This is a genomic window from Hymenobacter chitinivorans DSM 11115 (assembly GCF_002797555.1).
In the GTDB taxonomy this organism is placed as follows: domain Bacteria; phylum Bacteroidota; class Bacteroidia; order Cytophagales; family Hymenobacteraceae; genus Hymenobacter; species Hymenobacter chitinivorans.
This window is the reverse complement of record NZ_PGFA01000002.1, coordinates 12,679-37,458: the sequence shown is the minus strand read 5'-3', so window position 1 is coordinate 37,458 and position 24,780 is coordinate 12,679. Positions and strand designations below refer to the sequence as shown.

General features: G+C 59.6%; 15 protein-coding genes. 9 read left to right on the top strand and 6 right to left on the bottom strand.

All coding sequences use genetic code 11. The annotated features are described in order from the left end of the window. Positions 1–75: 75 nt before the first annotated feature. Positions 76–2,358 carry a T9SS type A sorting domain-containing protein gene (locus CLV45_RS13780; RefSeq protein WP_100337056.1) on the bottom strand — a complete coding sequence of 761 codons (2,283 nt, stop codon included), beginning with the start codon at positions 2,356–2,358 and terminating at the stop codon, positions 76–78. A 55-nt stretch (positions 2,359–2,413) separates the two neighbouring features. Here CLV45_RS13780 and CLV45_RS13775 point away from each other — a divergent pair, with 55 nt between their 5' ends. Continuing rightward, positions 2,414–3,709 (top strand): UDP-N-acetylmuramoyl-tripeptide--D-alanyl-D-alanine ligase, encoded by a 1,296-nt coding sequence (locus CLV45_RS13775; RefSeq protein WP_100337055.1) that lies wholly within the window; start codon positions 2,414–2,416, stop codon positions 3,707–3,709. A 56-nt stretch (positions 3,710–3,765) separates the two neighbouring features. Here CLV45_RS13775 and CLV45_RS13770 read toward each other — a convergent pair whose 3' ends face one another. Next, positions 3,766–4,071: a hypothetical protein gene (locus CLV45_RS13770; RefSeq protein ID WP_100337054.1), complete on the bottom strand. Its 306-nt coding sequence runs from the start codon at positions 4,069–4,071 to the stop codon at positions 3,766–3,768. A gap of 148 nt (positions 4,072–4,219) precedes the next feature. Here CLV45_RS13770 and CLV45_RS13765 point away from each other — a divergent pair, with 148 nt between their 5' ends. After that, positions 4,220–6,307, top strand: a complete 2,088-nt coding sequence (locus CLV45_RS13765; protein ID WP_157807485.1) for a hypothetical protein — start codon at positions 4,220–4,222, stop codon at positions 6,305–6,307. A 1,246-nt stretch (positions 6,308–7,553) separates the two neighbouring features. Here CLV45_RS13765 and rfbC read toward each other — a convergent pair. Both rfbC and CLV45_RS13750 read right to left on the bottom strand, forming a co-directional pair. Further along, the gene (rfbC, locus tag CLV45_RS13755) at positions 7,554–8,099 is read right to left on the bottom strand and encodes a dTDP-4-dehydrorhamnose 3,5-epimerase (RefSeq protein ID WP_100337051.1); all 546 of its coding nucleotides are present in this window, start codon (positions 8,097–8,099) and stop codon (positions 7,554–7,556) included. 64 nt (positions 8,100–8,163) lie between these two features. Then, positions 8,164–9,285: a glycosyltransferase family 4 protein gene (locus CLV45_RS13750; protein WP_100337050.1), complete on the bottom strand. Its 1,122-nt coding sequence runs from the start codon at positions 9,283–9,285 to the stop codon at positions 8,164–8,166. Between the two features lie 103 nt (positions 9,286–9,388). Here CLV45_RS13750 and CLV45_RS24975 point away from each other — a divergent pair, with 103 nt between their 5' ends. The 6 genes from CLV45_RS24975 (at position 9,389) to ppk1 (ending at position 17,690) form a co-directional block, all read left to right on the top strand. Beyond that, complete coding sequence (locus CLV45_RS24975; RefSeq protein WP_157807484.1) at positions 9,389–9,730, top strand: c-type cytochrome; 342 nt, start codon at positions 9,389–9,391, stop codon at positions 9,728–9,730. Between the two features lie 54 nt (positions 9,731–9,784). Beyond that, entirely contained in the window at positions 9,785–11,116 is a 1,332-nt protein-coding gene (gene hflX, locus CLV45_RS13740) for a GTPase HflX (RefSeq protein ID WP_211289949.1), read from the top strand. A gap of 358 nt (positions 11,117–11,474) precedes the next feature. Continuing rightward, on the top strand, positions 11,475–12,749 hold the full coding sequence (locus tag CLV45_RS13735) for a M43 family zinc metalloprotease (protein ID WP_100337049.1): 1,275 nt from the start codon (positions 11,475–11,477) through the stop codon (positions 12,747–12,749). Positions 12,750–13,088: 339 nt separating this feature from the next. Next, complete coding sequence (locus CLV45_RS13730; RefSeq protein WP_100337048.1) at positions 13,089–14,828, top strand: GEVED domain-containing protein; 1,740 nt, start codon at positions 13,089–13,091, stop codon at positions 14,826–14,828. A 184-nt stretch (positions 14,829–15,012) separates the two neighbouring features. Then, positions 15,013–15,510: a SixA phosphatase family protein gene (locus CLV45_RS13725; RefSeq protein WP_100337047.1), complete on the top strand. Its 498-nt coding sequence runs from the start codon at positions 15,013–15,015 to the stop codon at positions 15,508–15,510. 80 nt (positions 15,511–15,590) lie between these two features. After that, positions 15,591–17,690: a polyphosphate kinase 1 gene (gene ppk1 / locus CLV45_RS13720; RefSeq protein WP_100337046.1), complete on the top strand. Its 2,100-nt coding sequence runs from the start codon at positions 15,591–15,593 to the stop codon at positions 17,688–17,690. An 83-nt stretch (positions 17,691–17,773) separates the two neighbouring features. On the opposite strand, the gene CLV45_RS13715 is transcribed toward ppk1, so the two are convergent. Together CLV45_RS13715 and CLV45_RS13710 are read right to left on the bottom strand one after the other, a co-directional pair. Beyond that, complete coding sequence (locus CLV45_RS13715) at positions 17,774–18,886, bottom strand: DUF6268 family outer membrane beta-barrel protein (RefSeq protein WP_100337045.1); 1,113 nt, start codon at positions 18,884–18,886, stop codon at positions 17,774–17,776. 181 nt (positions 18,887–19,067) lie between these two features. Beyond that, positions 19,068–22,961, bottom strand: coding sequence for a metallophosphoesterase (locus CLV45_RS13710; RefSeq protein WP_100337044.1), 3,894 nt, complete (start codon positions 22,959–22,961; stop codon positions 19,068–19,070). A 257-nt stretch (positions 22,962–23,218) separates the two neighbouring features. Here CLV45_RS13710 and CLV45_RS13705 point away from each other — a divergent pair, with 257 nt between their 5' ends. Next, positions 23,219–24,445 carry a Pycsar system effector family protein gene (locus CLV45_RS13705; protein ID WP_100337043.1) on the top strand — a complete coding sequence of 409 codons (1,227 nt, stop codon included), beginning with the start codon at positions 23,219–23,221 and terminating at the stop codon, positions 24,443–24,445. Positions 24,446–24,780: the final 335 nt, after the last annotated feature.

Here is a 24,780-nt window from a genome sequence, read left to right as displayed (position 1 = left end):
GAAAGCTCCACTTTCCAAAAAAGCCGGGCCCGCAGTGTGCAGGTCCGGCTTTTATCGTTTTAAACTGGCCAGCTTCTACTGCACCACCAGCCGCTGCACTCCAGTTTGGCCCTTGGCGGTTTCGGCCCGCACCAGGTACACGCCGGGCGCTAAGCCGCGCAGCTCCAGGGTGTGCTGCACTTGCAGCGTGGCGGCAGTGCGCACGGGCCGGCCCAGCACGTCGAGCACGGTGAGGCGGGTGGGCTGGGGCGTTTGCACGGTGGCCGTGGTGGTAGCCGGGTTCGGATACACGCTCAGGGGCAGCGCGGCCACGGCGCCCTTGGTGCTGAGCACGGCGCTGCGCACGCCCAGGGCCACCACGCCGCCGTCTTCGGTGCCCACAAACAGCTCGGGCTTGCCGTCATTGTCGACGTCGGCGGCCGCCAGGGTGTAGAGGTTTTCGATGCGGGAGCCCAGGTCCAGGGTTTCGAAGCGGCTCAGGGTTTTGTTGTAGAGCACGTCGGTGCGGTCCATGAACAGGCCACTCTGGCCGCGGAAGTTGCCGTAGAAGTGCAGCTGCCCGAGCTCATCAATGGTGACTAGGTCGGGCTGGTTGTCGCCGTCGAAATCGGCTACGGTCGTGGCCAGGTTGTTGGGCCGCTCGTTGGTGGGGGTACGCAGGCGGCCGTAGTCGTTGTTGACCACCGTGAAGGCCTCGTTCAGCGGCTGGCTGCCATTATTGCGGTAGTAGCGCAGCGACTCGCCGGGGTAGTCAAAGGAGTTGGTATTGGTGCTGAGCAGCATATCCACGTACCCGTCGCCATCGATGTCGGTGAAGGTGGGCGTGTCGTACGAGCGGTTTGGCAGGTTGCTCAGCAGCGTGGGCGCGGCAGCATTAAAGACGGCCGCCTGGCTGGCCGGGGCCGAGTTGAGGCAGTAGGCAATAAAATTGTAGGAGCTGTTGGTCAGTGTGAAAGCCGAAAACACCAAATCCAGCGCCCCGTCCCGGTTCAGGTCGACCAGCACCGGGCGCAAAGAGCCGTACTTTTTGCCCGACAAACCCAGGTAGTCGTTGGTAATGAGCTTGAACACGGGCTGACTGGCCGTGCCCACGTTCTGGTAAAACCAAAGCGAGGCGCGGTAAAAGCCCTTGCCGGTGGCCCGGCTCACCCCGCCGATGAGCAGGTCCTTGAGTCCGTCGCCGGTCAGGTCGCCGAAGGCCGGAGCGGCCTTGTCGCCGGTGTCGAGCATGTCTTTCTGCAGGAAATCATTCTGCCGGAAGGCAAAGCTGGGCACCGTCGTTGCGCTGGTGTTTTCGTAAAACCACACGTTCTGGTGGGTATCGATGGTATCGAGGTGGTCGTACACGTTGGGCGTCAACACCAGGTCGGGCCGCCCGTCGAAGGTCACGTCCAGGGAGTAGGGCGCCGGAAAGTTAGGCAGGCGCACGGGCGTGGCGGCGGGGAAGTTGGCCGTTTGGCCCGCCGCCGAGAAGACGGCCGTGGCCTGGGTGCCCTCGTTGGTAAGGCGCACCAGCTCGGCGCAGTTGTCGCGCGCGGTCAGCAGGTCTTTGTCGCCGTCGCCGTCCAGGTCCAGGGGCAGCAGGTTATTGCCGCTGGTATGGTTGGGCTTGAGCACGCTGCGGCACTCATCGGTCCCGAACACGAAGGACGAGCACGTCGAGTAGCACACTTTCACCCCGCCCCAGCGCGGACTGCTGAAGGCGAAGGTCAGGCCGCCGCAGGCCGCGGTGCTGGTGTTCAGAAAGCAGTGAATGGTGGTGCTGTTGATGTAATTAAAGGTGGTAATGTCGAGGCGGCCGTCGCCGTTCACGTCCTCAATGGCGGGCGTGTTGTAGCCCCCGGTGTTGATGTTGATCTGGCTCCCACCCGAGACGTAAAGCAGCTCGTCGGTGATAAGCTGGAAAGCGGGCCGCCCGCCGCCAGTGGCCACGTTGCGGTACACCCGGATGCTGCCGCTGATGGAGCCCATGGTGAAGATATCGGGGCGACCGTCGCAGTCGTAGTCGCGCAGCTGCACCCAGTTATTGAGCTCCTTGGGAAACAGCGACTGGTACTCGGGGGCGTACTGCCACATCCGGCCGCCGGTCGCGGGGTTGGCCGCGTTCAGGTAGGTGTAGGAGCGCCGCGTCTGCCGGTCGAAGAGGTAGAGGTCGTTGCGGGCGTCGCCGTCCAGGTCGATGCTCGAAAACTGGGCGGTGTTCAGGCCCCCAACCCAGGGCGCGGCCAGGGTCTGGGTGCCGTGTACTACATTTGCCACCGACCGATATTCAAACCCGAACGGCGTCTGGGCGGCAGCTGGTTCGGCCAGGCCGCCGAAGGCACTTAGCAGGAAGAGGATAGCAAGGAATTGTCGCATCGGTAGCACAGCAAGTAGAGCAGAATAAAGTAGCCCCAAGTTACGCAGAATCAGTATGGAAGACAGCACGGCGTTATACGCCCGTTTCACGCAGTGCGCGGCCGTCAGCACCGACTCGCGCCAGGACCAGACCGACACCTTGTTTTTTGCCCTGAACGGCCCTTCGTTCCGGGGGCGCGACTTTGCCGCCCAGGCCCTGGCCAAGGGGGCCCGCTACGCCGTGGTGGACGATGAGGCCCTGGCCGCTTCCGACCCGGCGCGCTACACCTACGCACCCGACCCGCTGCTGGCCCTGCAGCAGCTGGCCCAGCACCACCGCCGCCAGCTTTCCATTCCGGTTATCGGCATTACCGGCTCCAACGGCAAAACCACGACCAAGGAGCTGCTCTACGCCGTGCTCAGCCGCCGCTACGCCGTGCAGTACACCCGCGGCAACCTCAACAACCACATCGGCGTGCCCCTCACCCTGCTCACCATCCGGCCCGGGCAGCACGAAGTGGCCATCGTGGAAATGGGTGCCAACCACCAGGGCGAAATCGACTTGCTCAGCCGCCTGGCCGAGCCCACCCACGGCCTGATTACCAACATCGGCAAGGCCCACCTCGAAGGCTTCGGCGGCGAGGAAGGCATTGCCAAGGGTAAAAGTGAGCTGTTCCGCTTTCTGGCCGCTACCGGCGGCACGGCCTTCGTCAATACCGCCGACCCCAAGCTGCCCGGCCTGGCGCAGGTAGTGGCCGAGCGAATCACCTACCCTACCGCCGGCGACACCTACCCTGCCGAGCTGCTCGAAGCCGCGCCCCAGGTGGTGCTGCGCCTCTTCGACGGCACTGTGGTGGAAGCCCAGATTACGGGCGGCTACAACTTCCTGAATTTGGCCGCCGCCGCCGCCGTGGGGGCCCACTTCCAGGTCCCGACCACCGATATTGCCGCCGCCCTGGCCAGCTACGCGCCCACCAACAACCGCTCCCAGCTGGTGCGCACCGCCCGCAACGAAGTAGTGCTCGACGCCTACAATGCCAACCCCTCCTCCATGGCCGCGGCCCTGACCAGCTTTGCCGCCCGCCCCGCCACGGGGGAGAAAGTGGTAATTCTGGGTGACATGTTCGAGCTGGGCGAGGACAGCGTGGCCGAGCACCAGGCCCTGGGCGAGCTGCTGGCCACTCAGCCATTCGAAACCGTGCTGCTCTGCGGCGCCGACATGCAGCACGCCGCCGTGCAGCCCGGGTTTCGGCACTTCCCCACCAAGCAGGAAGCCGCCGCCTGGCTCACCGAGCAGCATCTCACGGGCAAGCAGATCCTGATTAAAGGCTCCCGCGGGATGGGCCTCGAAACCCTGCTGCCGCTGGTGTAGCCCCCCCCCCTGCCCACCAAACACACAAAGGCCGCCCCGGTACTCCGGGGCGGCCTTTATTGGTATTGAGCGGCGCTCAGGGTGGCCCGGTGGGCCGTGACCTTGGCAATGAAGTTCTGGATGAAGGGTACCTGGATATCAATCAGGCCGGCCTCGGCTTCCGCCTCCACCAGTACTTCGGGGCCGACCTGATTCTGGCGGGCCAGCAGCGCGTCGCGCCGGTCGGTGCTGACGCGCAACTCATTCTCTTGTTTTTCGCGGTTCTTGCCGGCGGGCAGGGCCGGGATGACCGGCGTCATGGCCGTGATAAAGGCGTTGTGGCTGGTCAGCTCGGCGGTGTCGTTGGTGGCCGAGGAAGTCATAGCTAAACCATCCCATGTATTACGTAGCACCCAGCATAAAATACCTACTTATGGGTATTTTACTCCCATTGGTATAGCGATACATTTGCTGGGTATAATAAGCAGCCAGCTGCATAAGCAGGTCGAAGAACGGCCTATTTCCCCGCACATGAAAAGAATCCTACTCTACTTTCTGGCCCTATTCTTCGTGGCCGCCTGCGGCTCCTCCGATCAAGACCCAGGACCAAGCAATCCAACTACCCCGCAAGGGTCCATCACACTTGTCACGAACTCGGCAACCCCCGGGCAGTTCGTGATTGCCAAGGCTGACGCTAAGCCAACAATCACGGCTACCTCCATGATAAAAGTGGGTGGCAAGGAGGTAATGGCAATCGAAGGAGACTCCAATAAAGTAGCTTTCGTGATGCCCATCCTGCCGGAGGGTAAGGTGACAATCGACTACAGTGGTATTGGCATCAATAAGCAACTAGACATGACGGTGGGTACTTATACCCCCATCACAGACCCGGGAGCAGTCGCCAGCACCTTCACGACCGAGTTGGGGCAGATTGCAACGCGGTTTCAGGCCCATGTTGCAGACCCAGTGATTCAGCTAGAGCCGGCTTTTATAACGGCCATCAACCAGCAGCGGCAGCTCATCACCGACAACTTTCCCAAGCTCTCCCCCGCTGAGCAGCTCGAGATGGCTTACCTGCTCAAGGGCATGATGCTCAATGATGCCGACTTTGCCCTTGTAGACCATAACCCTGATAACTACCGGGGAATTAAAGGTATGATCGACCCAGAGGACGAATGGATCAGGGCCAGGGTCATGTTCTATGGGAGCATAACGGCTGGCTCAGCCAGCTTTTGGCTTGCCACCAAGCTAGCTAGCTATCCCACGCCAACGCCCTGGCAATGGGTGGGAATAAGTGCCTGCGTCGCAACGAACCTTGCTTGTATTGTTATTGCAAAGAGTGAGGCCAAGAATATAGGAGAATTAAAGGCCCTAATCGAAGAAGTAAAAACCCCACCAAGCCTGAAGTTTATCGGGGGAAAATTGCAAAAACTAAACCCAGTTGGGTCTTTCCGCAACCTAAATCAAGCGGATAAGGCAGCCTTTGCCGCGCTTTTTGAGAAAGTAACGAAGCTGGAGAATTGGTACAATGGTCTCGTCACTATTACCAATAAGGTAAAGAGCATCTTTAGCAGTGCCAGCATGGACTTGCCGCCGTATACGAACCCGATAAAGGCCCAATCTACCGTCAAAGAAATTACTTTGAATCCTGCCAAGGCCGTATTCAGGAACGTTTCGGACCCAAGCATCAAACTTGCATATACTCTTAATAGCGCGGGTGGATTCGATGTTACGGCCACTAGAGAAGCGGTCGGCTTGCAGGACAGGCCCTTTACCTATGATATTGAATACACGCAGAGCGGAATTGGCAGGAGCAAAACCAAGACTGTAAATGCGGTATTCCAGCCTGTGCAACCCTTTGCTGTCTTTCTCGAAGACGGTAATAACCAGTCGGGCAAGCCCGGTGAAGCACTTGCAAAACCCTTGCAGGTGAAGGTCATAGATGAAGATGGTAAACGATTGGCCTTTATTGAAGTAGAGTGGAGCGTAAAGTTGGGGGGTGGAAGTCTAAGTTCAGGCAAATCCATCACGAACGCACAAGGTATCGCCCAGACAACATGGACCTTGAAGGTGGGTGCGTCAGGGGACCAGAAGGTGGAGGCCATAGTCAAAAAAGCGGACGGCACACCTGTATATGGCGCACCTACTGTGTTCACGGCCACCACTGGCCTTGGGGCGCTTCTGGTAGCAGAGGGAACTTGGAATTTAACGGCCTACCAACCGGCCGGATCTGACTTTTTCCAATTCCAGGACAGAGGCAATAAAGCATGCTATCCTGCTGGCGTATATGACAAAGACAGAATAGTCAGCGGCACCTACACGTTCAGTGGCATTGACCCATTTATTGTTGGAACAACGACGAGAAGCACGGTGGATGAGATGCAGACCTACAACTGCGCCACAGGCACCTATACAAAAACGTTGGGTTCAACGACCGTCTCACACGGATGGAAAATTGATGCGCAAACTGGTAAACTGGTCTTTACCTACCAGGGGAAAGAAGTTGGCTGGTTTGATGCAACGGTGTATGAGAATAGAATAACCTTTAGTGGAAGGGCCACCGATGTGAAAGAAGGGGAAGCCACCAGTTCGTTCTACTTTGAGATAAAGAAGAAGTAACCCCTCGACTAGCAGCTTAGCGGTAGGTATCACCGCTCGAATTCATACAGCCGGCTTATCGAACGAGCAACGCGTACAGCCTACACCAGCCTGCCTTCAGGCTGGTGTAGGCTGTACGCGTTGCTCTCGCCAAGTATAATAGCTGGTGGCGGCCACCTGCAGGACTGCAGAGTTGGCCTAGGAAATAGCCGTACGTGAGGCATCTTCCTAGCATAGCCAGTGCTGCATGCGCCGGCTGCGGGTCGAAGGTCAGGCCAAGGACCAAGTAACAGGCGCCAGTCTGGATGTCGGTGCCGGCATAGGAGCGCACGGCAAGTTGTTGCCGTCGATCAGCAGTCGGTTGGTACCTAGATTTAGGTGCTAGGTAGCGGTAGGGTTGCGTAGTTTTTTGCCCGGGGTCTAGCTGGCTGTGGGCAACACGTCCCAGGAGGAGCCACCGTAGAGTAATAAGCCGGCGGTATTGTCAGTTTGGTAAATTAGAAGGCCTATCGCCAGGTTCTAGCTGGCATCCCGCTGCACAAATGTGAGGTGGAGCAGCACGACCTAAGCAGTGGCAACAAACCGTGCTGGTGAATAGCAGCAAAGACAGGTAATGGGGGCGTAAAACACCGTGAGTTAAGGAGCAGTACTCTCTGATGGCATAGGCAAACAGGTGGGACCAATGATCAACTCCGAATACAAAAACCGGGGTTCAGGTAATCGAAAACCATACCCCGCGCTGATTGGGTGGCAACATGTTGGGTAGCACATGGACCGCGTCTAAAGTGTTTCCGTTCGGCACAACACGTACGATTACAGGTGCTTTAAGAGAGGAGTGGAGAGCACAACTGTTAAGCAGAGACAGGGCATCGTCGAGCGAGTATGCGGGCTCACCAAAGTTGCGCATAACTAACAGACCTTTGGATAACTGGACTTCCATCCAATAGCGGATAAGGGGAACGGTCATGAATGAGAAACTTGGGTTTAGCGAAACGGTCGTTGCACGGCGCCATCGGCTTTAAGCCTCGCCGCACACGGATAACTCGTTGCCGCTCGGGTCGGTGAAATGAAACCGCTGTCCTCCTGGATAGGAGAATAAGAGCTTGGTAATGATTCCTGCTGCTTGCTCGACAGCTCTTGTCCGGCCACAAAAAAGCCCCCGACCAGAGTGGCCGGGGGCTTTTTTGGTAGAGCCAAATGGTTCCCAGGGTACCGGTTGCAACGCCTGAAGCCGCGGCCCCTGTCATTTACCACCGAGCAAGGCCGCTTACTCAAAAGGCGTATCGAAATCGGCGAAGAGCGGCAGGGCCCGGTCTTTGTCCGACACGAGCGGGGCCGCAATATCCCAGTCGATGCCCAGCGTCGGGTCGTCCCAGCGCAGGCCGCCTTCCGAGCCCGGGTTGTAGTAGTCGGTGCACTTGTACAGGAACAGCGTATTGTCTTCGGTAGCCACAAAGCCGTGGGCAAAACCGGTGGGGACGTAGAGCATGTTGCAGCGCTGCGAGTCCAGCACCACCGTCACGTGCTGCCCGTAGGTGGGCGAGGAGCGGCGCAAATCTACCACCACATCCACGGCCCGGCCGGCGGCCACGCGCACCAGCTTGGCTTGGGCATACGGGGGCCGCTGAAAGTGCAGCCCGCGCAGCACCCCTGCCCCCGAGCTCGACTGGTTATCCTGCACCCAGTCGCCGACGGCACCGGCCTCCTGCATGAGGCGGGCACTAAACGACTCAAAGAAGGCCCCGCGGGGGTCGCCGAACACCCGCGGCGTAAACTCGATTACACCGGCCAGAGCGTGATGCTTAATTTCCATTCGGAGAGATATTGATTGTACGAGGCCACGGACCTACGCAGTGGCAAGGTAGGAAGTTTAGCTGCTAGCGGACCCGGGGCCCAACGGCCTCCACGATGCGCAGGTACTTATTGAGCACAATTTGTTCGTCAAATTTTTGCTCGGCCAGCTGCCGGCCGGCCTGGCCCATGGCCTGCAGCTCGGCACTGGAAAGGCGCTGCACCTGCAGCATCTTGGCGGCCAGGTCGGCGGCGTTGCGCACCTCGCACAGCAGGCCATTCTGCCCATCCACCACCGTCTCGCGGCAGCCGGGTACGTCGGTCGTCACGATGGGCTTCCCCATGGCGGCGGCTTCGAGCAGAGTTTTGGGCGTGCCTTCCCGGTACGAGGGCAGCACCACGCAGTCGGCCCGCCCGATGTGCTCGGCCACGTTGTCGGAAGTGCCCAGGTACTCAATGTTGCCGGCCTGGAGCCACTCTTCAAACACGGCCCGTTTCACCCCGATATTACCCGACTCATCGACGCCGCCCAGCAGCTGCACCCGGGTGCCGGGCAGGGCCTCGCGCACGATGCGGGCCGCCTCGAAGTACTCCTCCACGCCCTTTTCGTAGAGCACCCGCGCAATCATCAGAAAGGTGAAGGGCTCGTGGCGCACAAACTCCGCGGCGGGCCGAAACCGATTGGTATCCACGCCGGAGCCGGGCAGCAGGTCGGTTATGTCGGGGCGCACCAGGCCGTGCTGCAGAAAGAGCTGCCGGTCGTCGTCGTTCTGAAAAAACACCCGCTTGGGGAAGCGGAAGGCAAACCGGTACAAGCTCAGGGCCACCCGGCTCACGAAGTTCTGCACAATAAACACCGTGCCCAGGCCCGAGACGTTATTCACGCTCGGAATACCGGCCAGCTTGGCGGCTAAGGTTCCGTAGATGTTGGGCTTGATAGTGTACTGCAGCACCACGTCGGGCTTTTCGCGCCGGTAGATGGTGTAGAAGCGGCGCGTCAGCTGGGCGTCCTTCACGGGGTTAGTACCCTTGTTTTCCATCAGAATGGGCACGTAGCGGCAGCCCAGCTCGGTTTCGAGCCGCTCGGAATAGGCGTCGGGCGGGGCTATGGCCAGCACCTCGTGGCCGGCGGCCTGCAGGGCTTTCACCAGGCTCCGGCGGAAATTCCAGATATTCCAGGACGTATTAATAACGATGGCAACGCGCATACAACTGATTCGGGATTCGGGCGGCAAAGGTAGCAGGTCCGGTTTCGGTATCGGTAAAAAAGTAGCGGCCTACCGCCTAAGACCCGTTGCGTACCTTCGCCCCATGATTCGCTTTGCTTCCTTTCTTTCCACTTCACTGCTGCTCATGTTGGCCGCGGCTTGCAACTCGGACGGGAATTCTGCTCCCGCAGAAACGGCCGCCGCACCGGCTGCCGCGGCGGAGTTGCCCGGCCAGGCCCTGTTCGTGCAGAACTGCGCCGTGTGCCACGGCCCCGACGGCAAGCTCGGCCTCAACGGCGCCCATGACCTGACCAAAAGTAACCTGAATGCAACCGGCCGCGTGTATATGGTGACGCAGGGCCTGGGCAAGATGCCTTCCTTCAAAGACAAACTCAGCCCCGAGCAGATTCAGCAGGTCGTTGACTATTCTCTCACCCTAAAATAAGCTTCAGCCCCCTTAGCGCCGGCGCCTATTTTATTTTCCCTCTTCCCGCACTCTATGGCTAACAAACCGTCCTCTAAAGGCCGTAAGCCCGGCAACAGCACCCGCCACCCCGGCGCCGTCGACGGCGTCAGTGGCCGGGTGGGCCGCATCCTGGCCAAGGCCAACAAAGAAGGCACCTACGACACGGCCCTGGAGCAGGAAACCGCCGTGCTGGTGGCCGTACCCGACAAGCGCCAGCCCGACCTGCAAACCCAGGAATACCTCGACGAGCTGGCTTTCCTGGCCGAAACGGCCGGCGCCAAGGTCACCAAACGCTTCGTGCAGCGCCTCGAAAAGCCCGACATCCGCACTTTCGTGGGTGAGGGCAAGCTCGAAGAAATCAAGGCCTACGTGCGCCACAGCAACGCCAGTATGGTCATCTTCGACGACGACCTCTCGCCCTCCCAGCTGCGCAACCTCGAAGCCGAGCTGCAAGTCAAAATCGTGGACCGCAGCCTGCTCATCATCGACATTTTTGCCAGCCGGGCCAAGTCGGCCACGGCCCGCACTCAGGTGGAGCTGGCCCAGTACCAGTACCTGCTGCCCCGCCTCACCGGCCTCTGGACCCACCTTAGCCGGCAGCGCGGTGGGGGCGTGAGTCAGCGCGGACCGGGGGAAACCGAAATCGAAACTGACCGGCGCGTGGTGCGTGACCGGATAGCCCTGCTCAAGGACAAGCTCAAGGAGCTCGACAAGCAGAGCAACACCCAGCGCAAGTCGCGCGCCGGGCTGGTGCGCGTGGCGCTGGTGGGCTACACCAACGTGGGCAAAAGCACGATTATGAACCTGCTGAGCCGTTCCGACGTGTTTGCCGAGAACAAGCTCTTCGCCACCGTCGACTCGACGGTGCGCAAAGTGGTGCTCGAAAACACGCCCTTCCTGCTGTCCGATACCGTAGGGTTTATCCGCAAGCTGCCCACCCGCCTGATTGAGAGCTTCAAAAGCACCCTCGACGAAATCCGGGAGGCCGACCTGCTGGTGCACGTCGTCGACATTTCCCACCCCTCGTTTGAGGAGCAGATTGCCGTCGTCAACGATACGCTCAAGGACATTGAGGCCGCCGACAAACCCATGCTGCTGGTCTTCAACAAGATTGACCGCTACGACGCTGATCAGGAAGAGCACCACGGCGGCTTCGAGGGCATGAACGCCGATGAGGATGTGGAGCCCCGGCCCACGCTGGAGCAGTTGCAGGCTAGCTACATGGCCAAAATGCACGACCCGGTAATTTTTATTTCGGCTCAGGAGCGGCAAAATATCGATGAGCTGCGGGCCTTGCTGGTGCGCCACGTGGCCGTGCTGCAAGAGCAGCGCTACCCCCATAACACCTTCGAAAATGAGGAATAGCACCTCGGCGTTTTTATAATTTTACGAAGCGGCCCGAAAATTTTTCGGGCCGCTTTTTTTGACCAATTATTCGGTTTACAGCCGGCAGAGCGCCTACATTAATTATCAAAGATATTTTATACAGTAACCCTTTTCTCGCGTGCCGTGCCACCAGCCGCAAACAAAGTAGACCCGCTTCCGTACCTACGGCTCGACTCGTCAAAATTTGGCTTAACACTGAATGGTTTTACAATTTAAGGCACCTTTAATTGTAGGATCCATAAAAATAGAGCCAATAAATTATTCATTGACTTAGTCGGGATTTTTTCTAGCTTGCCTTTCTCGTTCCCTTTCTCACATCCAAACCATTCCTTTCCCCATGAAGAAAAACGTTTACGCTATTGCCTTGGCTTGCCTCGGCCTCGCCTCCTTCTCGGCTCAAGCACAGGACCAACGCATGGCCAAGGGCAACGACGACGCCATGCTGCGCGGCCGCTCCTGCGCCACAATGGACGTCCTGGAAGCCCAAATGGCTGCCGACCCTTCCCTGGCCCAGCGCATGGCTGATGTAGAGCGGCAAACGGCCGCCGTATTGGCCAACCCAACCACGGCCAACCGCACCGGCGCCGTTGTCACTATTCCGGTAGTGGTGCACGTGCTCTACAACACCACGGCCCAGAACGTGTCGGACGCTATGGTGCAGGCCCAGATTGACGTGCTGAACAAAGACTACAGCAAAACCAACTCCGACGTTAGCCTGACTCCCACCATGTTTGCCGGCTTGGCCGCCAACACCAACGTGCAGTTCGTACTGGCTAAGCGCACCCCCACCGGGGCTCCCACCACGGGCATCATTCATAAGCAAACCAAAACCGCTTCCTGGAGCACCAACGACGCCGTGAAGAACTCGAAGCGCGGCGGCGACGATGCCTGGGATGCTACCAAGTACCTCAACATCTGGGTCTGCAACCTGGGCCAGGGCCTGCTGGGCTACGCCCAGTTTCCCGGCGGCTCGCCCGCTACCGATGGCGTCGTGGTGCTGTACTCTTCGCTGCCCGGCGGCTCGGCCAAGCCTTACGACAAAGGCCGCACCGCCACTCACGAAGTAGGCCACTGGCTGAACCTGCGCCACATCTGGGGTGATGCCAGCTGCGGCAATGACCTGGTGTCGGACACGCCCACTCAGCAGACCTCGAACTATGGCTGCCCGGCTTTCCCCCACGTAACCTGCGGCAACCAGGGTGATATGTCGATGAACTACATGGACTACACCGACGACGCCTGCATGTACATGTTCTCTACGGGCCAGGCTTCGCGCATGAACGCGCTGTTTGCCGCCGGTGGAGCCCGCGCTGGCCTAGTTACCTCGCTCGGCGGCGTGGCGCCCCGCATGGCTATAGCCTCGCTGGGCACGGCTTCGGAAGTAGCCATGTACCCCAACCCCGCCAGCAGCGTGCTGAACCTGACGCTACCCACTACGACAGCTGCTAAAGGCTGGTCCGTAACGGTTTACGACCTGCAGGGCCACCAGATGAAGCAAGCCAGCTACAACGGCCAAGGCCAAGTGCAGGTAAGCCAGCTGCCCAAGGGCTTGTACCAGATGACGCTCTCCGATGGTCAGCAGACCCTGCGTCAGCGCTTCGAAAAGCAATAATCTTCTATCTTAGCAGCGCTGGCAGTTGTTGCAGCAGTTGCTTGCTTTCTGATCTAAGAGCCAAACTTCACTCACCAGAAAAGCCCACCGATACCGGTGGGCTTTTCTTTTTTAGGCCTGATGTCTCCCAACAACTTTCGCACCCTTAGCGGCCCAGGGAATTTGAGGCCTTTATAATGATTACAATATACTGTCGGAAACTAGCTGCTACGTTACGTTTCCAATAATGTTACCCGCTAAAAATTAAAAATATTACACCTTATCGGATTATTTCTGTAAAAATATTCAATACATTGGTACCCTCGTTCCCTCTTTCCACAACCAATTCCTTTCATTCACATGAAAAAAACCTTTTACGCAGTAGCTCTGGCCTGTCTCGGCCTGGGTCTCGCTTCGGAAGCCCAAGCCCAGGACGCTCAGAAGCAGCTTACCAAACGCCAGTGCGCCGCCGTAGACGTGCTGAAGGCCCAGCTGGCCGCCGACCCAGCCATGGCCCAGCGCATGGCCAACATTGAGGCTCAGACCCGTCAGTTCGAGGCCGACCCAATTGCCCAGCGCACCGCCGCCACGGTCACCATCCCCGTGGTGGTGCACGTGCTGTATAACACCACCGCCCAGAACATTTCCGACGCCCAGATTCAGTCGCAGATTGCGGTCCTGAACCAGGACTACAGCAAAACCAACGCCGACTACACCAAAACGCCGTCGGCCTTCGCCGGCTTGGTAGCCAACGTAGGCGTACAGTTCGTGCTGGCCAAGCAGACGCCCACCGGCGCCGCTACTACCGGCATCGAGCGGAAGCAAACGAGCACGACCTCGTGGGGCACCAACGATGCCATGAAAAAGGCCAGCACCGGCGGCCTCGACGCCTGGAACTCGAGCAAGTACCTGAACCTGTGGGTGTGCAACCTGTCGGGCGGCGTACTGGGCTACGCGCAGTTCCCCGGCGGCGCCGCTGCCACCGATGGCGTGGTTATCCTGACCACGGCTTTCGGTAAGGGCGGCTCGGCGCAGGCTCCCTTCAACCTGGGTCGCACCGCCACCCACGAAGTAGGCCACTGGCTGAACCTGAACCACATCTGGGGGGACGACGGAACGGCTTGCACCGGCACCGACAACGTCTCGGACACGCCCAACCAGGCCGACGAAAACTACGGCTCGCCCTCTTACCCCAACCCTTCTTGCTCGAACACGAGCGACATGTACATGAACTACATGGACTACGTGGATGACGCGGCCATGTATATGTTCTCCACCGGCCAATCGTCGCGCATGAATGCGCTGTTTGCTTCCGGCGGGGCCCGCGCTGGCCTGCTCACCTCGGTAGGCGGCACGGCTCCCGGCGGTGGCACCACGCCGACCACGCCGACGTACTGCTCGTCGAAAGGCACCAGCGTATCGTATGAGTACATCGACTACGTAGGCCTGGGCTCCATTGCCCGCACCTCGGGTGCCGACGCCGGCTACTACAACGGCACGGCCCTGACGACTACGGTAGCCGCCGGCTCGACCCAGACCATCAGCTTCAGCGCTGGTTTCACGGGCACGGCTTACGGGGAGTACTTTAAGGTGTACATTGACTACAACCAGAATGGAGTTTTCACCGACGCTGGTGAACTGGTGGTAAATGCGGCTTCCAGCACTTCGTCGGCTACCCGCACGGGCTCCTTCACAGTGCCCCTCACGGCTAAGTCGGGCGCTACCCGTCTGCGGGTGGTTATGAGCGACAACTCGGCCACGACCAGCTGCGGATCCTACAGCTACGGCGAAACCGAAGACTACACCATCAACATCAGCGGTGGCGCCGCCCGCGCCGCCACGGCAGCCCGCATGGGCGGCAGCGCCAGCGAGTACTCGGTGTACCCCAACCCGGCTACCGATGTGCTGAACGTAGTAATTCCTTCGGACCGTGACGCGGCCGCCGTGTCGGTGAAAGTGTACGACGTACGCGGCGCCGAAATGAAGCAGGCCCAGTTCGAAAACGGTCAGCTCAACGTGTCGCAGCTCGCCAAGGGCGTGTACATGCTCACCATTGCCGACGGGCAGCAGGTGTCGCACCAGCGCTTCGTGAAGCAATAAAACAGTTAGCCCGGGCCGCCGCTATACCTTACGCGCGGCGGCTCTGCGCTACTTCCTGACAAGGCCCGCCGGCATCGGCGGGCCTTGTTTGTTTTGGTGCGGCCCGCAGCCGTACTTTATTCTTCATAACCATTTCGCAAGGCCAACAGTAAAGAGGCCTGCCCACCCTTTTGAAGCCCACCGTATGAAGACCCTGTACCTGATGCGCCACGCCAAATCGAGCTGGAATTTCGACGATTTGAGTGACCAGGAACGCCCCCTCAACGACCGGGGCCGCACCGATGCCCCGCGCATGGGTCAGGCCCTGGCCAAGCGCAGCATCCACCTCGATTTGCTGCTTAGCTCGCCGGCGGTGCGGGCCATGAGCACGGCGGCACTGGTGGCCAAGGAGCTGGAATACCCGCACAACCAGATTCAGGTAAACGACCGGATTTACCGGGCCGAGGTGCCCGACCTGGTGGAAGTAGTGCGGCAGCTGCCCGACGCGGCCGACTCCGTATTGCTGGTGGGCCACAACCCGACCATTACCGACTTTGCCAACGTCATTTCGCCCAGCCCGCTGAATGAAATGCCCACCGCGGCTATTGTGTGCATCAAGTTTGACTGCGGCAGCTGGGCGGAAATAGACCGCAGCAACGCCGAATTCTACTTCTACGACTACCCACGCAACCAGCCGGAGTAGCGTCCCTCCTGCCTCATCCGGACTGCGTACAGCCCATAGCCCCGGCCGGGGCCGTTGCGCAGTCCTGCCTTTCCCCTCGTATGGAATCATCTAAAAAAAGCGCGCCGGTTCTGCTGAACCGCGAATTGAGCTGGCTCACCTTCAACCGCCGCGTGCTGCAGGAAGCCCAGAACCCGGACGTTCCGCTGCTGGAGCGCCTGAAGTTTCTGGCCATTTTCTCCTCCAACCTCGACGAGTACTTTAAGGTGCGCGTGGCCACCCTGCGCCGCCTGGTCAAGCTCAAGAAAAAAACCCGCGCCAAGCTGGGCGAAGACCCCGGCGAGCAGCTCAAAAACCTGCTGGCCGAAGTAGGCCGGCAGCAGCAGGAGTTCGGTGACACGTTCCGCAACGAGTTGCTGCCCGAACTGGGCCGCCAGCACATTCACCTGATTTCGGAGCAGGACCTAAGCGAGGAGCAGCGCGACTGGGTGCACGCGTATTTCCGGGAGAAAGTGCAGGATTTACTCTCGCCGGTCATTCTGGATGACAACCTGCACCACCTGTTTTTGAAAGACCAGACCGTATACCTCACCTTCTTGCTAACCCAGCCGGTGAAGGAAAAAAAGCGGCTGGAAGACGAGCGGGTGCTGGTAATGGAGCTGCCCACCAAGCGCCACGGCGGCCGGTTTGTGGAGCTGCCCGCCCAGGGCGAGGAACGCTACGTAATGTTCCTCGACGACGTAATCCGGTGCTGCGCGGCCGAGCTGTTCCCGAAGTACCAACAGGTGGAAATGCACGCCATTAAGATTTCGCGCGACGCCGAGCTGGACATTCAGGAGGAAGTGTCGGGCAACCTGATGGCCAAGATTAAAAGCAGCCTGCAGAAGCGCGAAACCGGCTACCCGGCCCGCCTACTCTACGACCCGGGCATGCCCAAGGCCGTGCTGCGGGCCGTGATGCAGAAAACCGGCATCGGTAAGGAAGAACTGGTGGAAGGCAGCCGCTACCACAATTTCCGCGACTTTTTCGGCTTTCCCGACCTGGGCCTCGAGCAGCTCAAGTACCAGGAGCAGCTACCCCTGCCCCACCCCACGCTGCCGCGCACGGCGGGCAAAATGCTTGGTGCCATTGCTGAGCGCGACCATCTGCTGCACCTGCCCTACCAATCGTTCGACTACGTGACGCGCTTTATCCTCGAAGCCGGGGCCGACCCGCAGGTAACCAGCATCAACATCACGCTCTACCGGGTTTCGGCCAAGAGCGAGGTGGCCAAGGCCCTGCTCAAGGCCGTGAAAAATGGTAAGCAGGTAACAGTGGTCGTTGAGCTGAAAGCCCGCTTCGATGAAGAGTCGAACATGTACTGGGCCGAGAAGCTGCAGAAGGCCGGAGCCAACGTTATTTTCGGCATTCCGGACCTGAAAGTGCACAGCAAGCTGCTGCTCATCACCCGCACCGAGGACGACCAGAACCGCCTCTACGCCTACTTCAGCACCGGCAACTTCAACGAGGTTACCAGCCGTATCTACGCCGACCACGGCCTGTTCACGGCCGACCCGCGCCTGACCCGGGAGGCGGCCGAAGTGTTCCGCTACTTCCACGACCGGCAGCCCAAAACCGGCTTCGAGCATCTGCTGGTGGCTCCGTTTGAGCTGCGCGAAAAGCTTAATGCCCTCATCGATAAGGAAATCAAGCAGGCCAAGGCCGGCAAGGATGCCTATATCATTCTGAAGCTGAACGCGCTGCAGGACGACCGGATGATTAAGAAGCTCTACGAGGCCAGTGAGGCCGGCGTCCGGATTGAGCTGCTGATCCGGGGCATTTCCTGCCTGGTGCCCCAGCTCGAAGGCCAGAGCACCAACATCCAGCAGCGTGGCATGGTGGACCGCTACCTGGAACACGCCCGGGTGTACGTGTTTGGCAACAACGGCCAGGAAAAGGTGTACGTGGCTTCCTCCGACTGGATGGCCCGCAACCTGGACCGGCGGGTGGAAGTCGCCTTCCCGATTTACAACGACGAGCTGCGGGCCGAGGTGCGCCACCTGTTGGATTTGCAGCGCCAGGATAACGTGAAGTCCCGCGACTTTCACAACAACTTCCTGGGCCAGGACGACCCCACTGCCCCGCAGATCCGGGCTCAGTTCGAAACCTACAACTACCTCAAAAAGCTCAGCAAGCGCCGCAAGCCGGCGGCCAAGGCGTAAGTCAGTCCAGCACTAGGACATAAAAGAAAAGCCCCGTTTTCTACGCAGAAAACGGGGCTTTTTCAGTCGGTGGTGAGCCGCTGCTACCGCTTCAGGAACTTGCGCGGGGGCACGATAAACAGCTCGAAACTGGCGTAGGGCGCGCTGGCCAGCTTGCTGTCGATGATTTTGATGCGGTTGTCATTGGTCCGGTCGAAGGCGTCGAAGGCGTAGTTGTAGCGGTAGCCGCCTTCCAGGCCAAACCAGAGGAAGTCGTAGATTTCCCGCTCCCAGCGGACCCGGAACTTCACTTCCGTTTCGCGCAGCTCCAGGGAGTTGAGCGTGGCGTTTTCGTGGCGTAGCGGCGTGCGCAGCTTCACGATATAGTTGAGGCCATCGACGGAGTAGCCGGCAAAAAACAGGGACCGGGGCGAGGCGTTGTAGCGGGCCGTGACGCGGGCCGGAAACAGGGCCTCGATACCCCAGCGGTTGTTGAAGGTGCGGTTGTAGAGCAGGGCCGGATACGGACTGAAGCGCCCGAAGGTGTAGCCCAGCTGCACGCCCACGCCCCACGAGAACGTAGGACTGCGCTTCCAGCCGTACAAAAACTCCGACGACACGCGCAGGTAGTCTGATACGTTGAGCTCGGAAGAGGTATAGTCGCCGCTCAGCTCGCCTTTCACCCGGAAGATGTACCAGTTCACGTCGTTTACCGGCCGGATGACGGCCAACTGGGCCCCCAGGGTTTTGAGGCCCTTGTTTTCGATGTTGTCGTAGAGCTCGTAGCCGGTGGGCTGGCTGCTGAATTTAAACTCTTCCCGCTCGTAGTTCACGCCCAGAATCAGCTTCAGGTGGGGGTGGTTGAGCATCGGGATATAGCCCTTGATAACCAAGCGGGCATTTTTGGTGGCATCCGTGTTGTAGTCGCTCAGGCCGACGGCCTGACCGGTGGAGGCCACATTAAAGCGCGGTACCCGTTCGTAGTGAAAAATCAGGCCCTTGCTGGGGCCCATGCCCACCACTGAAGGCGTGGCAAACTGCTGGGCATCGGAGGAGCCCGTGGAGCTGGTATCAGCGGCCGTGGGGGCGGGCGGCGGGTAGACGGGCGTGGTGGGCGTAACCTGGCCCAGGGCCGTTAGGGTGAGGCTGCCGAAGCCGGCCGAGAGTAATAAACGACGAAGGGCGGCGGAAACCGGCAGAACGTAGCGAGTCTTCATGAAGAGCGGGAAAAGCGCGGGATTTTCGCGGAAAAGGAACACTGGGTTCTAACGTGTTTACGCGGAAAAGGATAGGACAAAAACCTCGGCGCTAGAATTGGGTAGGGCAGCCACCAAAACGCCCCAAACCACCCGCCGGAAGGCAGGCCGCTTGGGGCGTTGAAGCAGCCGTATTGCGCGGCTAGAACAGGAAGTCGAAGCCGACGAAGACCAGCTTTTCCTCCCCTACCGAATATGTGGCGTTGATAACGGCCTGCTTGAGCACGTCTACCCACACCCCGCCGCCGAAACCGGTGTGGAAGGCGTCGATGCCGGTGCGGGTGTCATACTCGGAATACACGCGGCCCGCGTCGGCCAGGCCCAGGATACCGAACTTGCCGGGCACCAGGTAGGCGTTGAAGCTAAAGAGCTGCAGGCGGGCTTCGGCGTTGGCGTACACCGACGAGCGGCCGGCGTAGCGCGTGCGGCGGTAGCCGCGCAGGTTGGTGGTCTGGCCCAGAGTATTGGCCTGGTAGAAGCGGTAGTCGCCCCAGTTGCGGGCGGCCCCGATGCGGCCGGCCCAGGTGAGCTGGAATGGGAAGTTGGGGCTCAGATAGAAGCGGAACTCGGAGGTGATGCGGCCGAAGTTGAGCTGCTCGGCGTTCATCTGGTAGTTCTGCTGAATCTCGTTGTACCAGCGCAGACCAATCCGGGGGTTTTTGGGCGAGCTGGCCGCGTCGATGTTCAGGTAAGCCCGGCCGCCGAGGTAGCGGTTGAGCTGGAAGTCGGACGAGCGGATGCCCAGGCCCGCGCCGCTCACGCCGTTGTTGTTGGCATCGAGGCCGGCGGCAATCTGGCTGCCAATGGGCTCCCGCTCCACCCGAAACTGGTCGTACTGCGGCCCGATGCCCACTTTGAGGAAGCTGAACAGGTCACGCTCCAGCACCGGGCTTACGTAGAAGCGGGAGAAGCGCACCCGGTAGGTGTCGTTGATGTCGCGGTTGCGGACCCGGTCGTCGGAGCCCAGCAGCTCGTTGCGGGAGTTGTTGCCTTCCCCGAAGAAGTTGTAGAGCAGCTGCGGACCGTAAAGCTGGGCGTTAATGCGCAGGTCAAACTTGCTAATGACATCCACGAACTGCCCACTGTAGCGCACGTTGTAGGCCTGCTGGGAGGGCGAATAGTTGGCCGCCAGCGTTTGCTCGGTCGAGAAGGGCGCCTTGCGGAAGGCGTAGGTACGGTAGGTGACGCCGCCCCCGAAAAACAGTCGGTCGTCGATGTTGTAGCCAAAGTACAGGGCCGGACCGAAGTAATTGAGGCTGTAGTCCTTCCGGTCGGTGCGCGGGTGGGTGTCGTACTGGCTGACCTCGATGCCGGGCTGCAGGCGCAGGCGCACTTCCTTGCCCGCGTTGATGACGTTGCCGGTGTCGGCGTCGTACACCTGGGTTTTGTGGCCCAGGCCGCCCACCCGGGAGTTGTCGGTAATCGAGTCCCGGTCGGTGCCGCCAATGATGCGCAGCATCGCCCCGCCTTTCGATTGGCCGGTTACGTTATACACGTCGTTGCCGGCGAAGCCGTAGAGGCGGATTTCGTCGGTTTCCTTGTCGAAGGTCTTGTCGAACAAGGTTTTGCTCAGCTTGCCTTCCTTGTTGATCTTGGTGACTTTGACGCGGGTTTTGTCGCCGTCGAGGCGCTCCACGTCGAACCGCTCCCGCTTGGAGCTGCCTTTCACTTCCACAATATCGTTGAGCGTGCCGTAGTAATCGGCGGCCAGCTGGGGCAGCAGGTCACGGCGGCTCTTGAGCTTGGCAATGATTTCGGGGCCGTGCAGGTCGTAGATTTCCTTGGGCCACTGCGAGCGGAACGCCTTTTCAATTTCGGCGTCGGTCAGGTCGGCCTTCATCTTCTCGGCAATTTTCACCCAGTCTTCCTTGGTTACCGAAGCCAGGAATACCCGGTCGTTGGCCAGGGCCGTCAGGTTGAGGCCTTTGAAGTCGGCGTAGTCGTAGCCAAAGTTCTGGAAGTTGCGGATGGCCCACTTGCGCGAGGCCAGGTAGGGCAGCAAACCGTCGCCTTTGAAGAAGGCAATGTCGCGGTCTTCGGGCACGGCCGTGAATTTCCGGTCCCCGTCCTTGTCCTTGGTTTCGGCCCAGCGCCACTGGTCCTCGTGCCGGTCCCAGTCGCCGATCCACATATCGAAGAGGCGGGAGCGGGCAAAGGCTTTTTCGTTGACGCGGTTGTCGTTGTCGTCGATGAGGCGCTCCATGACCTTGTCGGTGCCCACCAGGTTTTCGGCGTTGCCCAGGGAGGCCACGTTGCTTTGGTCGTCCTTGGCATCTTCCTCAATCATGGCCGGCGTGTTCGAAAACCGCTCGTAGTACTGGCCCAGCAAGGGGTCCTGCGGGATATAAACCGGCTTGGGGTTGGTGTGCAGAATACCGGCCGTGGTGCCCAATGAGGCCACCGGGAAGGCGCCAAACGGGTGCTGGGCCGAAATCTGGTCCTGCAGAATGTCTTTGGCCGCGCCCTCGCGCAGGGCTTCGGGCAGCACGGCGGCGGGGTCTTTGTTGAGGCCGCGCAGGGTGTAGTTGCGGCCCTCCTCGTTGCGCACTTTCAGCGAGGCCGTCTGCTTGCCGCCGCCAATCTTGTAGGGTTCCAGGCCGCCGCGCTCGGTAGCCATGTCGAGCACGTCAAACTTTATCGGCGTGGCCCACTCCTTGCGGTAATGCTCGCCGAAGAGGAAGCGGTGAAACTTGCCCCGCTCGTCGTACTCCTTGTTTACGGCCAGGGTCACGGTGCTGTCTCGGAAGTTGGGCCGCTTCACATTCTTGACTTCCTGAATCTGGGCTACTTCCTGGGTAGTTTTGGCGTAGAGCGGCGTGCGGAACACCAGGCGGCCGGTTTCGCCCTTGTCGTTGGGAATCCAGAACTCGGTCCAGACCTCGCCGTTGTCGTAGTAGTTTACCCGTGACCAGCCTTTCTCCTTGTCCGAGAAAATGGCGTCCCCGCTTTTATTGGGCCGTACGTGCTGGGTTTTGCAGCCCGAGCCGCTTACAATCTGGTGCATGGAGCCCACCTTGAAGTACTGCAGGTTGTGCTCGTGGCCCGAGGCGTAGATGATGTTGGGGTACTTATCGAAAATTTCCAGCAGGCCCTTTTTATAGGCCTGGTACTGGGGGTGGGGAATATCCTGGCTTACTCCGCCGTATTTGCGGGCAAAGGGGTACACTGAGCCGATGATGGGCAAGGGCAGAAAGGCGTACTTATAAACAATGGAAAGCGGGAAGAAATGGTCGGCCAGGGTGAAGTAGCCGCCGTGAATACCATCCGAGAAAATCGGGTGGTGGGCAATGACCATGATGTTGCGGTTCTGATTCCGCTGGATGATGTCTTCGAGCTGGGTGAAGAAGTCGGTTTCGTTGGCCACGCCGCAGCCGCTGTTGCCGCCGTAGGGCCGCTCGCCGTTGGTTTGCAGAAACCACTGCGAGTTGATGGCAATCATCAGAATATCGTCCTGCAGGCGCACCTCAAACGGGCCCGGGCAGGCGTCGCGCGGGATAAAAAAGTCGCCGGTGAAGGGGAAGGCGGCCGAGTCGCTGGTCAGGTAGTTTTCCACGAACTGCTGCTCACGGTTTACCTGGTCCACACCGCCGGTAAGGCCCTGCTTCCAGTCGTGGTTGCCGGGAATCATGTACTTTTCGCCGTTGTAGCCGCGCAGGGTTTCGAGCTGCCCAATCATGCGCTCCTCCGACTCTTTGCGGTCGTAGGCGCCCTCGCGGGGCATGCCGTACTCGTACACGTTGTCGCCCAGGAAGATAGTGGTGCTCTTGGGGCCCGCCTTTACAATCTGCTGGTGCAGGAAGTTGAGGGAAGGCTCCCCGCCCTCAGTTTTTTTGATGGGCTTGCCTACGTCGCCAATCAAAAAGATGGAATAGCGGATGTGGCTGCTGTCGGGCGGCGTTTTGCTTTCCCAAGTTTCGCCCCCGTGGTTGTAGTTAGGCCGCGTGGGGTGGGGCGTCTGGGTTTTCTTTTGGGCAAGGGCAGGAGTAAGGCCACTCCATAGAAGTAGTAAGCAGCCAAGCAGAAAAGGTCTTCTCATATAGAAGCAATGAACGTAAAAGCAGCGCGGGAGGTATAGAAAAGAGGGCAGGCCACCGCCGGTCGAAGCCCGGAAAAAGTCGTAAACTAGTGCATACGGCACCGCGCATCGGGCGTTGACGGACTGTGGCCTGCCCTACGCAAACGGCCGGCCTACGGTTGGGCTCAGGGCCGGCAAAAACTTCGTTCCCCAATTCGCGTTCTAAGCCAGTTGGGAGCTGGCGGCCCACGTTGCCCCCTCCATTCTACTTCCCCCGCATGGAAACCACTGAGACTCTTAAACCGGCTAAAGCCGAAATCCTGAAGAAGGCCAAAGCGTACATTACGGCTCTTTTCGAGGAAAAACTCCCCAAGCCCCTCGTTTACCACTCCTTCAAGCATACGGCTACCACCGTCAAAGAGGCCAAAGCCCTGGGCGAAGCCACCGAGCTTAGCCCCGAAGACCAGGAGGCTCTGGTGCTGGCGGCCTGGTTTCACGACGCGGGCTACACCGAGGTATACGACGGCCACGAGTACCGCAGCATGGAAATAGCCGAGCAGTGGCTGCAAAGCCAGGGCTACCCCGCCGACCGGATTGCCGTTGTCAAGGACACGATAAAGGCCACCCACCGCGACGAAACGGCCAAAACCGAGCTCCAGCAGCTGCTCGTGGATGCCGACCTGAGCAGCATGGGCAAGGAAGAGTTCTTTGCCAACGGCGAACTACTGCGGGCCGAGTGGGAAACGGTGCTGGGCAAAAGCTACAACAGCGTGGAGTGGGCCGAAACCCAACTCGACTTCCTGCTCTCGTCCAAGTTTCTGACCGACGCGGCCAAAGACCGGTACAAGGAGCAGTACAAGGAAAACATCAAGGACCAGCGGAAGCTGCTCAAGAAAACCGAGAAGAAGAAGAAAAAGCGTGAGCAGGAAGAGCAGGGCAACTTTGCCGAGGGCAAGCGGGGGGTCGAAACGATGTTCCGGACCACCTACAGCAACCACATCAAGCTCTCGGACATGGCCGACAAGAAGGCCAGCATGATGATTAGCCTCAACGCGGTTATCATGTCGGTGCTCATCACCTACCTCGGCGCCAAAACCACGTCCCTGGGCCCGTCCTTCACCCGCAACCCGATTCTGACTGTGCCCATGGGCATTCTGCTGGCTACGGCCCTGGGCTCGGTGGTGTCGGCCATCCTCTCGGCCCAGCCCGACGTGACCAGCTTCAAGTGGCTCAAGAAAAGCCCCCAGGTGGCCACCAACCGCCGGGTGAATCTGCTTTTCTTCGGCAACTTCACCAAGCTCAGCCTCGACGACTTTCAGAGCGGGATGACCGGCCTGATGCGCAACAAGGACAACCTCTACACCAACATGGTGACGGACATTTACTACCTGGGCGAGGTCCTCTCGCGCAAGTACCGGCTGCTGCGCATCAGCTATACCATCTTCATGGTGGGCCTGATCCTGACGGCCCTCTCGTTTGGCATCGTGCTGCTCTACAAGTCGTAGGGTTTGCTGAATCCTAAAAAGCCCTGCTAGCAAGCTGATCTTGTCCTTGCCCAAATTTTCTAAAGCGTTTCGGCTTGTGGCCGGAACGCTTTTTTAGTGTTGCTGGCAGTCTTTTAGAAAACAGCAACTATAGCATGTTGAATAGCACGCACCGCTCTTTTAGTGAAGACCACCCGTTCCGCTGAACCAGCTCCATACCTTGCGGGCACTAGCAAACGACAACGGGCCGGTAGAAGGCTATTAGAAATTCTTTTCAGCAGGTACCGATTCATGAAGCACTTGCTTAACAGGGCCGCACCGACTTCTACAACAGCCATATTCGTTTTTGTAAACTT